We start from the raw sequence: 17,505 nt of genomic DNA on the forward strand, positions 1-17,505 counted from the left end.
TTTCCCTAAGCTAGCAACAGTAAGTAAGGGCGAAGCATGACCGCAGACAATTTATTAGTGATCACCAGAGATTTACAGCGGTCATGCTTCGCCCCTACCAATAATAGTAAAAAAATCCTAATTTATGCGTAAAAACCAACTCAAACAAAAAATCAAACAAGGCGAAACAGTCCTCGGTTTATTTATGAATTGCGCCTATCCCGCATTTATAGAAATTTGCGGTCACGCTGGCTTTGACTTCGCCGTCATCGACATGGAACACGGTCCCTTACATTCCCTCGCTGCCGAAGATTTGTGTCGCGCAGCCGACTGTGCAGGAATTGCGCCCATTGTTCGCGTCCGCAAAAACGACGGCCCACAAATTCAACGAGCCCTCGACATTGGTAGTGCAGGGATTCAAGTACCTCAAATTGAATCCAAAATAGATGCTGAAACTGCGGTGAAAAATGCCAAATACAGTCCCCTCGGCACCCGTGGCCTTTCCTTTGCTACCAGGGCGGGGCTTTACACTGCTGCGGGTACAAATATTACCGATCGACTCAACGAAGAATCCTTAGTTGTAATTCATGTCGAAGGGAAAGGCGGCATCGACAACTTAGCAGAAATTGTGACAGTACCCCACGTTGACGTGATTTTTCTGGGGCCATACGATCTGTCACAGTCGATCGGCATTCCCGGCCAAGTCCGCGATTCGCGAGTGATCGAAATGATGGAGAAAGCCGTAAACACCATCCGCAGCGCCGGAAAAGCTGCGGGTACTTTTGCCGACACCCCCGAAATCGCCCAGCAGTGGATTGATGCTGGCGTTCAATACGTGGGACTGGGGGTGGATGTTGCCGTCTTTTTGCGAGCTTGTCAGTCCCTAGTCAAAGCAGTCGATCGACTTTAGACTTTGGATTAAACAGCTTCTAACTCCCTAATGTATTTGGGCATCTTTACAATATCTTTGCAATTTTTGTAGTGTCTTTGACCACAGGTAAAAAAAACCTGAGCTAGACTAGAAGCATACATCTCCTTAAGGCCAAATTAAGGAGGGGAGCAAGGATTCATGGAGAACTATCTATGAAAACAGCATTAGAATCCATTCATTTGGATTACGCTTTCATGTTTACTTTCAAAAAAGTAAACTCGATTAAGCTAGAAGGCTTTAAGCCATTTTTCGACGATATGCCGATCGATCCTTATATTAAAGGAAAGTATCGTTCGAGAAGGTTGTCGCGATTTATAGTCAATGGAAACGAATTAATTAAGTTGCCTCACGGCTATCTTTTCCAAAGTAAAGAATACAATCCGGTGGTGGGTGACATCAAGCGTGAATTTGCCGAATTGGACGATAGACTAATCGCCCTGGATAATTTCAAACAAATGATTTTTGCTTTTTTCGATTCCTGCAAAATTCACCCGGAAGCTGAAATCGGCATCCATCAAATCAGGACGAGTTGTTCGCCACACAATTTTGGCAATCCTGCACCGGAAGGTATTCACAGAGACGGTACTGATTTTATCGGCATCTTCTCAGTTGACCGAACTAATATTGTTGGTGGCGAAACTCATTTATACTTTGCGAAAAAAGAGAAGCCTGTGTTTAATAAAGTTCTGCATCCCGGAGAACTGCTGTTGGTTAACGACCACGAATTTTTTCACTTTACTACACCAATTAAGCCGGAAGTGGAAGGAGTGGGGACAAGGGATGTCTTTGTGCTGACATCTCCGAGTTTGCTGACTGATTGAGTAGAGTTCGCTAATGATATCGTTGACCGTTGCATCGTCAGGTGATTTAACCTTACTAGAACACAGAGAACACAGAGAACTCAGAGAGAAATGAATAATTCCGATGAAGAGAGGAATTGATATGAGGCGATCGACTTAAGATACCAATGGCGCTCCCCGATTTCTTAAAGAAGTCGGGGAACTCTAGTTTTTGGATAGAATTAGATGGTCAATGTGGGGTAATTCCCATGGAATGCAAGTCAAGATATTAGTAATTAATTAATCAGAATGTGGTCGAATGAACTAGCATTTTTTCAGATAGTTTTAAGGGATAAATATTTGATTAAATGAATATTTTGACTCTTTTTGTTACCCCATCTGAGTCAAAAAATAACTTATTTATAGTAATTTCCGACTGCTATCAAATGTCCGATCGACTTCAAATCTACTATGGTGAGCTATTAGATAGTGGAGTTGGCAAGCAGGTTTCACAAAACATTCTAGAAATTACCAATAAAATTCACTTATATTAAAAACAGTATCAGAGCCTTCTGGGTTCTGCCTTCAGACTTCTAACGTGTTTCTAAGCGGGAGAGTGTCAAAATGAAATATGGCTCCTAAGCTGTTAAAGATGCCAGGATTGTTTCAGTTTAGCTGTTGGCAGTTCCAGAATCTCAGCAAAAACAAATGTAGCCGATCGGGAGTAGCTCCTCACTGTCCCAAGCGCTCTATATGTAAGGAGGATTTGTATTATGAAAGATGGACAAGAAGCACGCCGCGTACCCACAGCCGTGGTTGCCGGTGTTTGCGGGTTGGCTTTATTAACGGGAGGGAGCATTGCTTGGTGGACTGCCAACCGTTCCTCAACGTCAGCAGACACTCAGTCTACTGCTGGGACTACCTCTGGGGCACTTTCCCCCACTCCTGGGGAATCGCCTGCTGTAATTATCCCCGTACCTGCTCCAACTCCTGTTGATACACCCCAGGCTCAGACTCCAGCAGCTCAGACACCACAGGCTCAGACGCCATCAGCTCCCACACCCCAGGCTCAGACACCAGCAGCTCCAACACCCCAGGCTTTGACACCGCAGGTTATCAAGCCACAACAGTCTCAGCCTAAGTCTGTGTCGCCGACGGCTACCCAGACAGTGCAAGTCTACTGGGTTAAAGATGGGGGAGGCAAGTTTGAGGCCGTTCCTAGCAAGGTAGCTCTCAAAGAAGTCGATCGACCTGATGCTGCCCTACAGGCTGCTTTTAACAGTTTGTTGGCTGGACCGAAGGATACAAAGGTTTTTAGCGAAATTCCCAAGGGGACAAAACTCAGGAGTTTGAGTGTCAATAATCAGGGAGTTTACGTCGATTTGTCTGCCGAATTTACTTCGGGAGGAGGCAGTAGTTCGATGAGCAGTCGGTTGGGGCAAGTGATCTATACGGCCACGAGTTTAAAACCGAATGCCAAAGTTTGGATTTCGGTGGAAGGTAAGCCCTTAGAGCTTTTGGGTGGCGAAGGTTTGGAGGTTGCTCAGCCGAGTACCCGTCAAACTTTCGATAAAAATTTTCCGCTCCCGTAATTTTTAGTCATGAGTCATGAGTCATGAGTCATGAGTCAGAAGGCGGGGAATAGGGACTGCTCGCTGATGGCTGATGACTTTTGACCAAAAGGATGGGATACAAGCCCCGTCCTTTTAGGACGGCTTTGTATTCAGACTCAAGGACCTAAATTGTTGGGCTTGTTGTTCTACCCTAGTCGCAAGCCGATCGCACACCATAGTAGACAACTCGAAAATCAACTCATCCTCTACCTTGTAATAGGCTGAAGTTCCTTCACTCCTGCGAGTGAGGATACCAGCTTGGAGCATGAGCTTTAGGTGTTTAGAAACATTGGCTTGACTGGTTTGAGTAGCTTCCACCAACTCTTGCACACATTTTTCGCCGTCGCGAAGCAAGTTCAGAATTCGCAAACGCATCGGCTCGCTCAAAATACTGAAATACTCAGCAACTTGTGGCACAACCTCTTGAGGAACAGACTGGGATAACTTCATCAAGCTCACCTGCCAGAAGCGATCAGGAAATAGAAGGATTAATTCTGTATATAACAATCAAGTAATCCTTCAATCCGGATTAATCCTCATCAAAACTTGACCGTACTCCACAGGTTCCCCATTTTGAACTAAGATTTCCATCACTTGACCCGATACCTCATCGGCATCGATTTCATTCATGAGCTTCATCGCTTCAATAATGCAAACTGTCTGGCCCACCTTGATGCGATCGCCAAGCGCCACAAAAGGTGGTTCATCGGGAGCAGCCGCGCGATAAAAAGTTCCTACCATCGGCGAAATAATTGATACCCATTTGGTATCCACAGGAGCAGGCACGGAGGCCAGCACGGGAGCAGGAGCCGAGGGTGCTGGGCTAGTGATATTTGCTGCTGAATTTTGGTCTACAGCAGGAGGTGACGCTAAGGTGGGGCTAGCAAAAGTTTCTGCGATGGTCGCAAGAGGCGTAACTGCTGGATGACCAACAGCGACGGTTCTTGGTTCGTTGGCTTGAATGCCTTTGCGCACAGTCAGTTCAAGTTCTCCACTTTTTAACGTCAGCTCCGAAATGCCGGTTTGGTCTAAAACAGTTAGCAGTTCGCAGAGCTGGTTTAAGTCTAGTTGCACAGCAGATTCAAGGGTAATTGATAATTGAGAATTGAAAATTGAAAATTGGGAATTGAAAATTGGACACCCGTGCGATCGAAAGCAGAGTTAGGGGGTTGAGGCTTCTGGCATCAACCCCAAAGCACCATTTATGTCTCTCGCCCAAGATACTTGTCTTCGCGAGTATCGATCCGAATCCGTTCTCCAATGGAAATAAATAGAGGCACCATGATCTGAGCTCCGGTGGAGAGCATGGCGGGTTTGCTACCGCCGGTGGCAGTATCTCCTTTGACTCCGGGGTCGGTTTGGGTCACTTCTAAAACAACGGAGTTGGGCAGTTCTACTTCGAGGATTTGGTCGTTCCAGCGCAGGATGTTAACTTCCATGCCTTCATTGAGGTATTTGACCCGATCGCCTATTTCCTGAGAACTGAGGCGACTTTCCTCGTAAGTTTCCATATCCATAAAGACGAACTGATCGCCCTCTTTATAGGTATATTGCATGGCGCTCTTTTCGAGGTTGGCTTGAGGCATAGTCTCCCCAGCCCGGAAGGTTCGTTCTACTACGTTGCCGGTTTTGACATTTTTAAGTTTTGTCCGCACGAAAGCCGAGCCTTTTCCTGGCTTGACGTGGAGGAATTCAATTACCCGCCACACGCCGTCATTGACTACAATTGAAACACCTGGTCGAAAGTCGTTACTGGAAATCATATAAATTTTTGCAGGCAATCCCGTCGCCCAAGGGCACGGGGGAACTACTGTCAGCTTCAAACCGCAGTCTAGCTGACGGCATCAAAAAACAATTGGCATTTTATTTTACCGTTCAAAGGGAGCAAGTGCTTGACTAATCTGTTAATCGCTGTGGGGAGTTGTCACTTGATTCTCCCTAGACGCAGGAACAGACACTTCAGCTTAGAGGGCGGACAGTGCTGTGGGAAGATGATAGAGGCCATAAAAGTTAAAGTTATGTTGCATTGGTCTAATTTCTCGATCGATACGTGCAAGCGCTGGCTCAAAACCACTGTCTTAGCACTCCTGCTATTCACTTTTTCCCTCAGCTTCAGTTCGGTATCCCATGCCAAACGCCCTAGCAGCAGTATGCCTGCGGGCAATGCGATTACAGACGGCCGGGCGCTGCTGCGCTACGCTCTACCTATTGACAATCAGACGGTGCGAGAGTTGCAAATCAGTCTCGAAGACATCGGCAACCACATACGCTCTAAACGTTGGGGTCCAATTAGTAGCGATATCAGCAAGGCTTCCAGAATTCTCAGCATTCGCGAGTCTGATATTTTAAAGAGTATTCCCGACGCGAAAAAGCCCGAAGCCGAAACTCTAGTGGCAAAAGTCAAAGAAGGAGTTTCGCAACTATCTGAGGCTGTTGAGGCCAAAGACAGGGAAAAAGTGATTGACTTGAAAGCCAAAATACTCCGTTCGGTTGGTGACATCGAAGAGTTGATGGTGACCAAGTTTCCCTTTGAAGTTCCTTCAGAATATGCTACTTTGCCTCAACTGAAGGGTCGCGCTACGGTGGCTGTAGAAACCGAGAAGGGGACAATTAATGTTGTGGTTGATGGTTACAGTGCGCCGGTGACTGCTGGTAATTTTGTAGATTTAGTCGATCGAGGTTTTTATGATGGTTTGCCATTTATTCGATCGGAAGAATCCTACGTGCTACAAACAGGAGACCCCGAAGGTAAGGAAGTAGGTTTTATAGACCCAGCTACTGGTAAATACCGGAATATTCCACTCGAAGTCCTCGTCAGGGACGAAAAAGAACCCATCTACGGAATTACTTTAGAAGATGCGGGGCGTTATCGCGACGAACCTGTGTTACCTTTTTCTGCCTATGGTACTGTGGCCATGGCTCGTGCGGAAGCTGAACCAGATAGCGCTTCTTCGCAGTTTTTCTTTTTCTTGTTTGAACCTGAACTGACCCCTGCTGGTCTGAATTTGTTGGACGGTCGGTATACTGTTTTTGGTTACATGATTGAGGGAAAAGAAGTTTTGGATCAACTGAAGCAGGGAGACAAGATTGTATCTGCTAAGGTAATTAAAGGAATGGAAAATTTGTTGCGACCTCAAGTTTAATCAATGACGGCGATTGCCATCGCTTTGACACAAAAGTGAAGGCGCATTAAATCGCTTGTTATCAAACCAAGCCCGCCCCGGCGGGCTATAAGATGTAAATGATGTTTATGTCTGGGTTATTGAAATTAGAAATTAGCGCAAAAATATGGCATTATTAGAATTTTTATTAGTAATTGGCATGGGTGGATTTGTAGGTTTATTACTGATTAATAATGTGAATGAAAACAAACAAAAAAAACGCTTAGATGAGGCTTTTTATCAGTTATTGGAAAACCAAAATAGTCAAATTTCGCTGATTCAATTGGCGGCTAGCGCTAGGGTGGAGGCTCAAGTTGCACAGCAATACTTAGATGCACAAGTTAAGATTTTTTCGGCGATTTTAGAAGTGGATGATGAAGGAGATACTTTTTACAGATTTCCTAGGTTGCGCTTGCCGCCGAGTTCGGTGAAGGAATGGTGATATCGTTTCCGGTTGTATCGGAATGATTAAACCACAGAGAACACAGAGGACACAGAGAAAGAGAAGATAGAAATCATAATTCCGATGTCAACGGATTTGATATGATTAACGCAGGTGAAAAATTTCGTTCCCAAACCAACAACTCGCCGTTGTTGCCACCTGCTGCGAGGAATTGACCTTTGGGATGCCAAGAAAGACAGGAAAAACCGGCATCGACACCCTCCAGAATTTGCAGCAATTCTTGTGCTTCGTACCACAAACAAAGTTGACCGTCTTCCGATGCTGAAGCTAATAACAATGTATTTGGTTGAAAGCCGATCGCCTGGACGACTTTTTCATGTACTTCTAATCCCCAAGCTTCCCAACCGACACTTTCATCAGCTTGTCTTTCCCACACAGAAATGCCTTCTGAGCTCGCAGCAGCTAATAAAGGATCGCCCAATGAATTAGTTCGATCGGACCAAGCCAAATGTCTAACTTTGCCGGGAAAACCCTGCATTACCCAAGGTTCCGAGTTACCCCATTCATTAACAATTAAGGTGTTATCCATATTGCCACAGGCTAGATATTTGCCGGAAGGGGACCAGGAAATTGCACCTGTTACGGATGGTACGGATAAGATGTCTGGGTCATCATTCCAATCTGCCGCGTTCCAAACTTTTACACCTTGATAGCCGCTAATTGCCAGATATTTATCAACAGGATGCCATGCTAAATCGAGGATTGAAGATGAATCAAAATTCAGGGTGACTTCTACTGTATTTTTATCAGCATTCCAAACTTGAACTGAACGACCCATACTGAAAGCTAATTGATTACCGTGAGGACTCCAAGCTAACTTATCAACCCACACACGCTTGTTATCCAAACTAGCAATTAATTCCCCAGAATTTACCTGCCAAATTAGCACTTTTCCATCTTGTCCACCCGCAGCTAACAGTTGACTATCTGAAGAAAAAGACAAGCAATCTACTGATTGACCAGTTGCTGTTTGCAGGGGTTGCAAGGAGAATTTATTGATTTTTCCGAGAATCCCTAACATAATTTCACCGGCGGCGGAACTGACTGCTAGAGTTTTGCCATCGGGCGACCAAGTAACAGCAGTTACGTAGTCTGACAGCATTTCTTTGGCGTAAAATTGCATGGTTAGTTCGCTTTTATTTGTGTTGTTGTTACCCATATTTATTTAATCTGAGATGTTCCAGTATTCTCAATAACGGGCTTTCTGGTCCGTTCCACAACAGATGAATTTTTGTGTGTGTGGAACAGGCCGGAAAGCCTGTGCTTAAAAAGCTGATTTAAAATGCTGCAAGGTGTCAGTTAAACCAGACACTGACGAAAATCAGCTTTTAATTGACTTTCATTTAAGTTGCGACCAATGAATACGAGTTCGTTTTTCGGAGTTTCATTGGCTTTCCATGGTCTATCTGGTCTACCATCAAATAGCATATGCACGCCTTGAAATACAAATCTCCTGTTTTCTCCAGCAATATTTAAAATGCCTTTGGTCCGAAAGATATCCGGGCCTTTAGTCTGCAACAATTGGGATATCCAGTCGCTAAATTTGTTGCCATCAACCGCGCCGGATTCTTGGATTGCGATGGAAGTTACTGTGTCGTCGTGTTCGTGTTCGTGTTCGCCTAAAAAATCGGGTTCAATTTCTAAGGCTCGATTCAAATCAAATGCTTTTACTCCTAACAATGCTGACATTTCTATTTCTGCATTGCGGGTGCGATGAATTTTTGCCATTACATTCATGCTGCGAATCCGCGTTTCTAATTCTGCCAACTCTTCTGGGGTGACTAAATCGGTTTTGTTCAGCAAAATGACATCGGCAAAGGCAATTTGTTCTTGAGCTTCGTCGGAGTCCCAGTGCTGCCAGATGTGCTTGGCATCTACTACGGTGACAACGGCATCTAGCAGTAATTTATCGCGCATATCTTCGTCTACGAAGAATGTCTGAATTACAGGTGCGGGGTCGGCTAAACCTGTGGTTTCGATGACTAGATGGTCGAATTTGTCCCGCCGCTTCATGAGGTTGCCGATAATCCGAATTAAGTCGCCTCGGACTGTGCAGCAAATGCAGCCGTTGTTCATTTCAAAAATTTCTTCGTCTGCATCGATAATGAGTTGGTTGTCGATGCCTACTTCGCCAAATTCGTTGACGATGACTGCAACTTTTTTGCCGTGTTCGTGGGTTAAAATGCGGTTGAGTAGGGTGGTTTTTCCTGCACCTAGATAGCCTGTGAGAACTGTCACGGGAACTGATTCGATCGCAGCAGCAGTCACCATATTTTACCTCACTTGTTTTATGATACCTGTCATACCAATTTAATGTGAAGTTGCATATATTTCGATCCCCCTAAATCCCCCTTAAGAAGGGGGACTTTGAGAAGAATGTTGTCCCCCCCTTATTAAGGGGGCGCCAGGGTGATCAGATTCTATGCAGCCTCATAAAAAATTGGTATCATTGATATTTTACACGAAACTTGTTGCTAGTAATAAAAATATTAGGCATGGGGCTAGAAACCGGGTTTCTGCGAGTTTTGCCCACAGGAACGAGAAATATAGCAAGAAACCCGGTTTCTGAGGTCAGCGTGGGTGATTAATTGCTCAATATCGCTACAATGCGATCGCGATCGAGTTCTCTACCGATAAACACCAATTTGGTTTGGCGAAGTTCCGAAGGTGTCCAAGGGCGATCGTAAAAATGTTCGATGCGCGAGCCCACACCCTGCAACACCATCCTCATCGGCTTCTTGGGAACCGCCACAAACCCTTTAATCCGATAAATCTCTTGACTTTGCATCAACGATTGCAGTTTTTCGACCACAGCTTCTGGTTCAAATTCGCGATCGGCAATAAAGTAAGTTGAGGTAATATCATCATCATGGTCGTGTTCTTCCTCAGTGTCGTGATGGCTGGGACGAGACTCCAAATTATCCTCAACAGCCGCATTAAATCCCAATAACACATCAGGATTAATTTCGCCACCTTTGCAAGGTACAATTTTCACACTAGGACGTAATTCTTGCTGCAACCAAGTTTGGACTTTTTTCTGAGTTTCAACATCCACGCGATCGACCTTAGTCAAAAGTACCATATCAGCACAAGCCAACTGGTCTTCAAACAATTCCTCGATCGGCGTCTCATGATCTAAACTATCATCAGCCTGTCGCTGCGCCATCAAAGCATCAATATCGCCCACAAAATTACCACTAGCAAGGGCTTCGCAATCGACCACAGCCACAACACCATCTACGGTAGCACCGGTCCGAATTTCGGGCCAGCGAAAAGCTTGAATTAAGGGTTTAGGGAGTGCGAGTCCAGAAGTCTCAATCAAGATACAATCAATTTGTGCGCGACGCTTCAATAATTCTTGCATTGTGGGCAAAAATTCCTCTTGAACCGTGCAGCAAAGACAGCCATTTGTCAGTTCTAAAATATTGCTGCTGACATCTTCTTCTTCATCGCAAACTTGGCAGTCACGCAACAGTTCGCCGTCGATGCCGACTTCGCCAAATTCATTCACAATAACTGCGATGCGGCGGCCTTGATTATTTTGCAATAAGTGGCGAATGGCGGTGGTTTTGCCACTACCGAGAAAGCCCGTAATGACTGTAACAGGAATTTTGTGCATTAGTAATTTAGTTGTTGTTTTGTGATGGGATATCTCGTTCCTAGGCTCTGCCTGGGAATGTCGATCTAGAGGCTCTGCCTCGATCGAATAACTCGCGCTTTTAATACGAGGCAGAGCCTCTGGGTATGCGTTCCCAGGCAGAGCCTGGGAACGAGGAACAAGGAAACGATGAATACTCTAATTGTGCAGTGGTGGAATTTTAGCTATAACTCCTTTTTTCAAAGCTTGAGGACGTTCTGACCAGGGCAACAAACCATCGGGTTTAGCATAGTATTGACTCGCGCATTCCAGTACAGCCTCGACGCTTTCCGATTCATTGGGAGGTAAGTCACCAAACAGATAAGTGTACTTTCCAGCAGCAGCAAAAGACACAGCACAAGAGTGACTGCAAGCACTCATGCACTCAACTTCTTGAATGTCAAATTCATCCGAAAATTCCCAATCCTTTGCCAGTTGCGACAAGTCTTCCAAGAATTGTTGGCCGCCACTTTTGCCTTCTCGCTTGCCGTTTTTCCAAACACTCGCGCAAGCAGTGCAAACAAGTAGACTGTGCTTGGTGCGTACAGTCTTATTAATTCCATTCATCATCCGTACCTCGCAGATGCGTTCCAAAGTGAGTTAGATATCGGCGGGCATTCTGACTTTAGAAACAAGCTGTGTTTCATTACAGTTGCGGGACAGCGCCGGACTTGCACCGAACTTTCCCCGTTTCCTCTAGCGGCTGCTCCCCGCTAGAACCGATCGCAACTTCACATCATACCGCATTTGTCGCCATTTTGGGAAAAACTTAAGTTGGTAAGGTGAACCGCTTAATATCTAGTAGCATAAATTCACAGCCAGTTATTAATAAAAACTTTAGTGTTAATTTTGCCATCTTTTCAGGACTGAAGTCCTATATAATTGTAAGTACGATCGCAAAAGGATATACTATGACGGTATTAACAGAAATTCGCGAAGAAGTAGTTGAGGACAAAGTTGAGGACAAAATACAGACTTATTACTCTCCTGAAGAGTATTTAAAGCTGGAAGAGGTGGCAGAATTTAGGAGTGAATATCAGGATGGCAGGATAATCCCTATGACAGGCGGAACACCGAATCACAATCAAATAGCTGTTAATTTTGGCGGAACGCTAAATTTTGCTACGAAAGGACAACCGTACCGAGTATTTATCAACGATTTGCGTCTGTGGATACCTTCCAAGCGGGTTTATACTTATCCTGATGTAATGTTGGTAGCGGGGAAATTGGAGTTTGTTGCAGGTAGGAAAGATACGATTACTAATGCGGTGATGGTGGCTGAGGTTTTATCGCCATCCACGGAGGATTATGACAGGGGCGGCAAGTTTAAACTTTTTCGATCGATTCCTAGTTTTCGAGAGTATGTTTTGATCGATCAATATGAGATGCACGTTGAACAGTTTGTTAAGACGGATGATAATAAGTGGGTTTTGTCTGAGTATGATGGTGCTGATGCGGTGTTGAGATTGAGTTGTGTGGAGTTTGAGATGCGGTTGGGTGATATTTACGATCGCGTGGATTTTGAATCTGAGTCTGAGTCTGATGAATGAGGGTGAAATCACCAATTTGGGACGATTGGAAATCGCGTCTTGTCAAACAAAGTCCGCCCAACGCGAGACTGGGAGAACAAGTAGAATCCCGGAAGGATTATGAAATCTTAAAATTCTGCCTGTAAAAGTCGAGGAAAACCTAATGATTGCCAGCCAAAATTATCCTGATGTTTCAGTTAAAGAATATTTAGAAGGTGAACTAATAAGTCCCATAAAACATGAATACAGAAACGGACAAATCTATGCAATGGGAGGGGCAAGTAATCCCCATGTTTTGATTTGTCTAAATTTGGCAACTCTGCTGAGAAATCATCTGCGCGGAAGTGGTTGCCTGGTTTTTATGAGCGATACAAAAGTCAGATTTGAGACAATTAATACTTTTTATTATCCCGATGTAGCTGTATCTTGCGATGAACGAGATACTACTTCTGTTGGCGATTTTATCTGCTATCCTTCACTAATTGTGGAAGTTCTATCTCCAACAACTGAGGCGTTTGACAGAGGAGATAAATTTGCGGATTATCGATCGCTCTCAACTATACAAGAATATGTAGTAATCGGTCAACAGCGGATGAATGTAGATTGCTACCGTCGGGATGGGGAAGGGCGTTGGTTTTTTTCTTCCTGCGGCGAGGGGGACTGTTTAGAGTTGGCTAGTATCAATTTTCAGTGTCCAATCTCTGCTTTGTATGAGGATGTTCCTGGATTGAGTTAAGATCTGGTTGGATGAAATGTTCGATCGCCCTCTGTCAGAGAATGCTGAGGTGAAGGGAGGGGAAATAAGGGCGATCGTAATTATTAAGATGTTTCCTGAAAGGCCATCGCTTACTAAAATCCAAATATTTTAGTAATCAATGGTAGTAGATTATTACAGAATTCTAGGAATTTTGTGGCTTGTGGTACACTTTTCATAATTCGTCCGAGCATCCTATCTGCTGTTTTGGCTTTATTCTTCATTTCTGCATCATTAGGATTTTGAGCAGCTTCAGCTAATTCTTTTACTTGTTTTAAAGCATCCTCTTTGTCAACTTCACTTAAATTTGGATCGGCTTCAATTGCTGCTTGGAGTTGGGTAAGTAACTCTTTGATTCCGGGTTTATCTGCTTCAGACGATGAAGGTAACTCATTTATAGCGAATGAAACATTTCCTCCAACGTGACTTGATGAACTACCTGCAACATCACCAGCAGTAACAGAACCTCCAACACTTCCTCCGACTTGAATTTTACCTTGTTGCTCTTCCATTATTCCCTCCTCATGTAATTAATCTTTAGATAACCGTGTTATTTTGAGTTAGTCATTTCGCGAAACATTTCCTCCAACATTACTTGATGAACTCCCTCCTATATCACCTGCTGTGACGGAACCTCCAAACACTAATGTTGAGCCAGCACCAATTATAGCCCATTTCCAAGGCGGAAGATTAGAGTTGTTTTGAGGATTAGTCATAATGATTTATTTGAGTTGAGTATATACAGATAGAAACGTACCTATTAACTATTGAGAAGTCATAGTCACAGTATAGTTTGTGTTCCCTCCTTTTTCTTGAACCACAACAATATAGTCATCAGCACCTAAGCTTCTTTTAATTGTTCCGGTTGAATTGCTATAAGCCGAAGCGCTGTCCACCTGTTCTCCAGAATCTATAACTCCATTACCATTTGTATCAACATAGAGCCACATTCCAACTTCATTAGTTACTTGATCTAAGGAAATGTTGACATTACTGGTACTCTTTAAGGTAAATCGGTAATATTTTTTGCGATTTTGGCGATTTAAAGAACCCGTCTCACTAAAGCTTTTACTCGCGGGCAATTCTCCAACCTTAACGGCATCATTTGTGTTGTTAATAATCTGAAAATTGTAGTTAGTATTGCCACCTTTAAATAGAACAGTAGCAATATAGCTGTCTGCTCCTAACATTTTACTAATTGTTCCGGTTGAATTGCTATAAGCCGAAGCACTATCTATCTGTTCTCCCGAATCTATGACTTTATTACCATTCGTGTCAACATAGAGCCAGATTCCAACTTCGTTAGTTACATTATCCAAGTAAAGACTGACATTGCTTGGCTTGTCTATACTAAAATAGTAGTATTTTTGATTGTCTTTTGAAGTAAGCCTATCTTGAAAAGTACGGCGTTCTTTTAAAAGACCAATATTAGGATCGCCGAATTTTTGTGGTTCTTCCACAAGTTTTTGATTAGTCTCAGGTGTTTTAGGTGGAGATGGCGATGGCGAAACTGGGACTGGAGTCTCCGGCGCTGGAGAAGAAGTGGATATCGGTGATGAAGAAGGAATAGGATCTTGTTTAATAGGCTCAGGTGAAGGGGAAGAGCTAACTGTGCTTGGTGGAGTTGAAGCGACAGGTGTAGGCCCTGCAGGAGGTGAATTTGAACATTTCAAAATACCAAACCTACATAGAACCTCACCTCCAACAAGCCAGGTTCCTATATTTGCTATATTTGCAAGCGCAACTAAACCGCCTGCAATACCTCCTAAAACTATAGCAATCCCTATTCTTCTTGTAGGTCCGCCACTACCGCCACTACCGCCACTACTGCTACCAGTTCCACTGCTACCGCTACCAGTTTGACTACCACCGCTACCAGTTCCACCGCTACCACCGCTACCACCTGATGACATTAATATTTGCTCCTATGCTAACAATTGTTTTTCAGTCACATTGCTTTGTCAGTCCTGGACGCATCAAGACCAAAGAAACCGGGTTTTTCACCTAATCTGCGGGCTGCGACGAAGAATTTTCGTAAAAAAACCCGGTTTCTGACCTCCCCTGCGTCCAGGACTATTTCTAATAACTAGCCTAATGTTGTTGAGAACGACATCAAGCTATTACCGTTGCTTTGTGCCTATTTTCACCTAATCATCTTTTATGTTTAAATTACTGACAGTGAAGGTATTGAATATATTTTCCAACCCTCCATTACTGAATACTAATCCTGTTAAGGCCCAACTTCCATCTGTATAACGAGAAAATGTAGCCTCCCCTGCGCCAGAGTAGTTTACTTCTCTTTGTTCCGTTTTTATCTTTAAATCTGATACCTGTAATGTAGCTACAGCAGTATTATTTTGATTTTCTCGAACTCCTGCTACCTTAATTGTACCATCAGATTTTTTCCACTTATTAACCATTCTCTCTGCTTTACTTGCAGACAGGGATTTATCTTGTTTAATTAAGTCACAGCCAGTAGTTAAAGTAGATAATACTCCTACACTACCAATATAAGATAAAGTAATTAAACTGAATGTTAGCAAGTTTTTACTTAACATGAAGCTTCCTGTTACTCAATGAATGAGCGGCAATTTTTTATCGAGGCTGGGGTCTTTATGATACTCAATCAACACTGTTTCTGCTGATTACATTTCATATTACCAAATCCACATCAGTCTTAAGAATGAAAAAAGTAATATAAAAGTATCTTAAAAGTAGTACAAAAGTAATAACCAAGTCTAAAGACAAAGTGGTGAGACTGTTGCGCTAAAATCTGGTATGATGGAATAGTTTTAGCTGTAAGGGACTTTAACATATGACCGTTGACGAAGCCATCGCGATCGCAGAAACAGCCCTTAACTACGATCGCCTCAACAAAGTTCAAGACTTAGTGTTTCGTCAATCTTGGGAAGGGCAGTCTTATATGCAAATTGCTAAAAGCGCAGGCTATGAATATGATTATATCAAAGATGCTGGTGCTAAATTATGGAAGCTACTATCAAAAGCACTAGAAGAAAAAGTTAAAAAAGATAATCTCAAGTCAGTATTGAAACGATATTTAGGACGAGGTAAAGTGAATCTACAGCGAAATCTGACCATTGAAGTTAACCTCACTGGTGCTAATCTCAGCGGAGCAAACCTCAGTGGGGCTAGATTATTCGCAAACTTGAATGAAGCTGATTATGTTCAAGCTGATTTAGATAAAACTATAAATCCTGACAGTAAAGCAGAATTATCTGACTCTGAAAATGAAATTAACTGGAACGGTTTTTGCTTTCACTGCGACGCACAAGTGAAAATTGCCGAAATACTCGATCGCACTTCCATCCTCTTCATCCCCAACTCCCAACTCCGAATCACAACACCAGAAGGTAGACAAAACCAAGAAGCTGACTTTCTGATCTTCCACCAAAACAAGTTAGGACTGCTAAAAATTGACAGCGAATCATGCCATCAAAACGCCACAGAAGATGAAATATGCGAACTTTTGAGAGATTCAGGCATCAGTCTTGTCAAACATTACGATGCTACCCGATGCAGCCAACAACCCGATTTAGTTGTGCAGGAATTTTTGGAAATATTGAGTCAGGCGTAGGTATGAAAAGACGCGATTATTCATCATCGTTGTCTGACTCTTGTATCATCCCTACTAACAGTCGCGTGGTTACTGTGTAAACATCTCGTCTATCGCCTTCTTTGCGCCGTCCTATTCCCACTACAACAACTAGCACTTGATCTTGTACAATTTGATAAATAATTCGGTAACGCTGACCTACGGCACGGATGCTGCGATACCCAGTCAACTCTTCTGATAAAGCTTTCCCTTGCTTTTCTGGCTCCTGCTTAAGCTTCTCCAATCTTGCTAAGAGTAATTGTTGCTCCCGCCTATCTTTGATTTCAGGAAATAGTTGCCGCGCTTGTGCCGTCAAAATAACTTGATATTCTACAGGCTCCATTTTTCACTGTTGTTAAAGTTTTAAATCTGCTTTTAACTGTTGTAAGTCTATTGTTTCTCCCCTCTGGGCTTGTTGAATCCCCGATCGCAAATCTGCCATAAATTCGGAATCAGAGAGAATTTCGATGGTTTCTAACAAAGATTCAAATTGTTTAAAACTGAGAGCAACGATCGCCGGTTTCCCATCCTTAGTGATGATAGCTGGCTCTGTTGCTAAGTCATCGGGCCACTTTGGCAGTTGTTGTTGCGCTTCTGTAATTGTCAGGTATTTTGGCATATTTGCGGAGGTTAATTTTTATCATTATTATAGCACGGTTAATTCAGCACAATATCTTCGTTAGTAAAGATTACATCCTCATAGATAGCATCCATGCTAGTCCGAAAGTCCACACTAGCCAAGTGAATTTCGCTTCCTTGCGTGTAATATCGTTTCCGGCTGCATCGGAATGATTTAACCTTACTAGAACGCAGAGAACACAGAGGGAGATAAGAGAGATGAATAATTCCGATGTTACCGGATTTGATATAATTTTGGTTTTGATTTGCAATCATTGGCTTTCTATGGAGTTTTTGATGATTTTGATACTCCCCACCGATGAATCGGGGGGATTCTTGATTAAGACCACAAAGGGACTTTCAAAGGCGTTAACAAAGCACCTCTACTGACTTCTTTGAGACAAAGCCCCAAAGTTGCCGCTACTTTT

The 17,505-nt window shown here is 43.4% G+C and carries 23 protein-coding genes and 1 riboswitch; of the genes, 9 read left to right on the plus strand and 14 right to left on the minus strand.

All coding sequences use genetic code 11. From position 1 onward, the window contains the following. Positions 1-124 precede the first annotated feature (124 nt). From AAFP11_RS07350 to AAFP11_RS07365, 4 genes are all read left to right on the plus strand, one after another. On the plus strand, positions 125-889 hold the full coding sequence (locus AAFP11_RS07350; RefSeq protein ID WP_341736440.1) for an aldolase/citrate lyase family protein: 765 nt from the start codon (positions 125-127) through the stop codon (positions 887-889). 173 nt (positions 890-1,062) lie between these two features. Then, positions 1,063-1,731 carry a 2OG-Fe dioxygenase family protein gene (locus tag AAFP11_RS07355; RefSeq protein ID WP_341736441.1) on the plus strand — a complete coding sequence of 223 codons (669 nt, stop codon included), beginning with the start codon at positions 1,063-1,065 and terminating at the stop codon, positions 1,729-1,731. 326 nt (positions 1,732-2,057) lie between these two features. Continuing rightward, complete coding sequence (locus tag AAFP11_RS07360; RefSeq protein ID WP_341736442.1) at positions 2,058-2,243, plus strand: hypothetical protein; 186 nt, start codon at positions 2,058-2,060, stop codon at positions 2,241-2,243. A gap of 219 nt (positions 2,244-2,462) precedes the next feature. Then, positions 2,463-3,281 (plus strand): GerMN domain-containing protein, encoded by an 819-nt coding sequence (locus tag AAFP11_RS07365; protein WP_341736443.1) that lies wholly within the window; start codon positions 2,463-2,465, stop codon positions 3,279-3,281. Positions 3,282-3,395: 114 nt separating this feature from the next. On the opposite strand, the gene AAFP11_RS07370 is transcribed toward AAFP11_RS07365, so the two are convergent. The 3 genes from AAFP11_RS07370 to efp form a co-directional block, all read right to left on the minus strand. Beyond that, positions 3,396-3,752, minus strand: a complete 357-nt coding sequence (locus AAFP11_RS07370; RefSeq protein ID WP_341736444.1) for a metalloregulator ArsR/SmtB family transcription factor — start codon at positions 3,750-3,752, stop codon at positions 3,396-3,398. Positions 3,753-3,821: 69 nt separating this feature from the next. After that, on the minus strand, positions 3,822-4,376 hold the full coding sequence (accB, locus tag AAFP11_RS07375) for an acetyl-CoA carboxylase biotin carboxyl carrier protein (protein ID WP_341736445.1): 555 nt from the start codon (positions 4,374-4,376) through the stop codon (positions 3,822-3,824). Between the two features lie 128 nt (positions 4,377-4,504). Further along, positions 4,505-5,065 carry an elongation factor P gene (gene efp / locus AAFP11_RS07380; protein WP_341736446.1) on the minus strand — a complete coding sequence of 187 codons (561 nt, stop codon included), beginning with the start codon at positions 5,063-5,065 and terminating at the stop codon, positions 4,505-4,507. A 255-nt stretch (positions 5,066-5,320) separates the two neighbouring features. Between efp and AAFP11_RS07385 the strand changes: the two genes are divergently transcribed. Beyond that, positions 5,321-6,445, plus strand: coding sequence for a peptidylprolyl isomerase (locus tag AAFP11_RS07385; RefSeq protein WP_341736447.1), 1,125 nt, complete (start codon positions 5,321-5,323; stop codon positions 6,443-6,445). 145 nt (positions 6,446-6,590) lie between these two features. After that, entirely contained in the window at positions 6,591-6,905 is a 315-nt protein-coding gene (locus AAFP11_RS07390) for a hypothetical protein (protein ID WP_341736448.1), read from the plus strand. A gap of 73 nt (positions 6,906-6,978) precedes the next feature. On the opposite strand, the gene AAFP11_RS07395 is transcribed toward AAFP11_RS07390, so the two are convergent. The 4 genes from AAFP11_RS07395 to AAFP11_RS07410 all read right to left on the minus strand — a co-directional run bounded on the left by AAFP11_RS07395 (position 6,979) and on the right by AAFP11_RS07410 (position 11,133). After that, the gene (locus tag AAFP11_RS07395) at positions 6,979-8,085 is read right to left on the minus strand and encodes a WD40 repeat domain-containing protein (protein ID WP_341736449.1); all 1,107 of its coding nucleotides are present in this window, start codon (positions 8,083-8,085) and stop codon (positions 6,979-6,981) included. Between the two features lie 140 nt (positions 8,086-8,225). Continuing rightward, complete coding sequence (locus AAFP11_RS07400) at positions 8,226-9,197, minus strand: GTP-binding protein (RefSeq protein ID WP_341736450.1); 972 nt, start codon at positions 9,195-9,197, stop codon at positions 8,226-8,228. Between the two features lie 313 nt (positions 9,198-9,510). Next, positions 9,511-10,545, minus strand: a complete 1,035-nt coding sequence (gene cobW / locus AAFP11_RS07405; protein ID WP_341736451.1) for a cobalamin biosynthesis protein CobW — start codon at positions 10,543-10,545, stop codon at positions 9,511-9,513. Positions 10,546-10,722: 177 nt separating this feature from the next. Next, positions 10,723-11,133, minus strand: coding sequence for a DUF1636 domain-containing protein (locus AAFP11_RS07410; protein WP_341736452.1), 411 nt, complete (start codon positions 11,131-11,133; stop codon positions 10,723-10,725). Between the two features lie 21 nt (positions 11,134-11,154). Next, a riboswitch (cobalamin riboswitch) is annotated at positions 11,155-11,302 on the minus strand. A gap of 172 nt (positions 11,303-11,474) precedes the next feature. Here AAFP11_RS07410 and AAFP11_RS07415 point away from each other — a divergent pair. Then, a complete protein-coding gene (locus tag AAFP11_RS07415; RefSeq protein ID WP_341736453.1) occupies positions 11,475-12,113 on the plus strand; it encodes a Uma2 family endonuclease in 639 nt (212 codons plus the stop codon). A 142-nt stretch (positions 12,114-12,255) separates the two neighbouring features. Next, positions 12,256-12,828: a Uma2 family endonuclease gene (locus AAFP11_RS07420; RefSeq protein ID WP_341736454.1), complete on the plus strand. Its 573-nt coding sequence runs from the start codon at positions 12,256-12,258 to the stop codon at positions 12,826-12,828. Between the two features lie 113 nt (positions 12,829-12,941). Here the strand turns inward: AAFP11_RS07420 and AAFP11_RS07425 are convergent, their stop codons facing one another. The 4 genes from AAFP11_RS07425 to AAFP11_RS07440 form a co-directional block, all read right to left on the minus strand. Beyond that, positions 12,942-13,358: a hypothetical protein gene (locus AAFP11_RS07425; protein WP_341736455.1), complete on the minus strand. Its 417-nt coding sequence runs from the start codon at positions 13,356-13,358 to the stop codon at positions 12,942-12,944. A 48-nt stretch (positions 13,359-13,406) separates the two neighbouring features. Beyond that, positions 13,407-13,562, minus strand: coding sequence for a hypothetical protein (locus AAFP11_RS07430; RefSeq protein WP_341736456.1), 156 nt, complete (start codon positions 13,560-13,562; stop codon positions 13,407-13,409). Positions 13,563-13,610: 48 nt separating this feature from the next. After that, complete coding sequence (locus AAFP11_RS07435; RefSeq protein ID WP_341736457.1) at positions 13,611-14,759, minus strand: hypothetical protein; 1,149 nt, start codon at positions 14,757-14,759, stop codon at positions 13,611-13,613. A gap of 234 nt (positions 14,760-14,993) precedes the next feature. Next, complete coding sequence (locus AAFP11_RS07440) at positions 14,994-15,404, minus strand: hypothetical protein (RefSeq protein ID WP_341736458.1); 411 nt, start codon at positions 15,402-15,404, stop codon at positions 14,994-14,996. Positions 15,405-15,661: 257 nt separating this feature from the next. Here AAFP11_RS07440 and AAFP11_RS07445 point away from each other — a divergent pair, with 257 nt between their 5' ends. After that, on the plus strand, positions 15,662-16,441 hold the full coding sequence (locus AAFP11_RS07445) for a pentapeptide repeat-containing protein (protein WP_341736459.1): 780 nt from the start codon (positions 15,662-15,664) through the stop codon (positions 16,439-16,441). Positions 16,442-16,457: 16 nt separating this feature from the next. Here AAFP11_RS07445 and AAFP11_RS07450 read toward each other — a convergent pair whose 3' ends face one another. From AAFP11_RS07450 to AAFP11_RS07460, 3 genes are read right to left on the minus strand one after another with little or no spacing between them, the layout of a single operon-like run. Then, the gene (locus AAFP11_RS07450) at positions 16,458-16,802 is read right to left on the minus strand and encodes a type II toxin-antitoxin system RelE/ParE family toxin (protein ID WP_341736460.1); all 345 of its coding nucleotides are present in this window, start codon (positions 16,800-16,802) and stop codon (positions 16,458-16,460) included. Between the two features lie 12 nt (positions 16,803-16,814). Continuing rightward, on the minus strand, positions 16,815-17,078 hold the full coding sequence (locus tag AAFP11_RS07455) for a type II toxin-antitoxin system Phd/YefM family antitoxin (protein WP_341736461.1): 264 nt from the start codon (positions 17,076-17,078) through the stop codon (positions 16,815-16,817). Positions 17,079-17,116: 38 nt separating this feature from the next. Continuing rightward, positions 17,117-17,353, minus strand: a complete 237-nt coding sequence (locus tag AAFP11_RS07460) for a hypothetical protein (RefSeq protein WP_341736462.1) — start codon at positions 17,351-17,353, stop codon at positions 17,117-17,119. Positions 17,354-17,505 lie beyond the last annotated feature (152 nt).

It is taken from the genome of Microcoleus sp. CAWBG640, from assembly GCF_020883015.1.
Taxonomy (GTDB): Bacteria; Cyanobacteriota; Cyanobacteriia; order Cyanobacteriales; family Microcoleaceae; genus Microcoleus; species Microcoleus anatoxicus.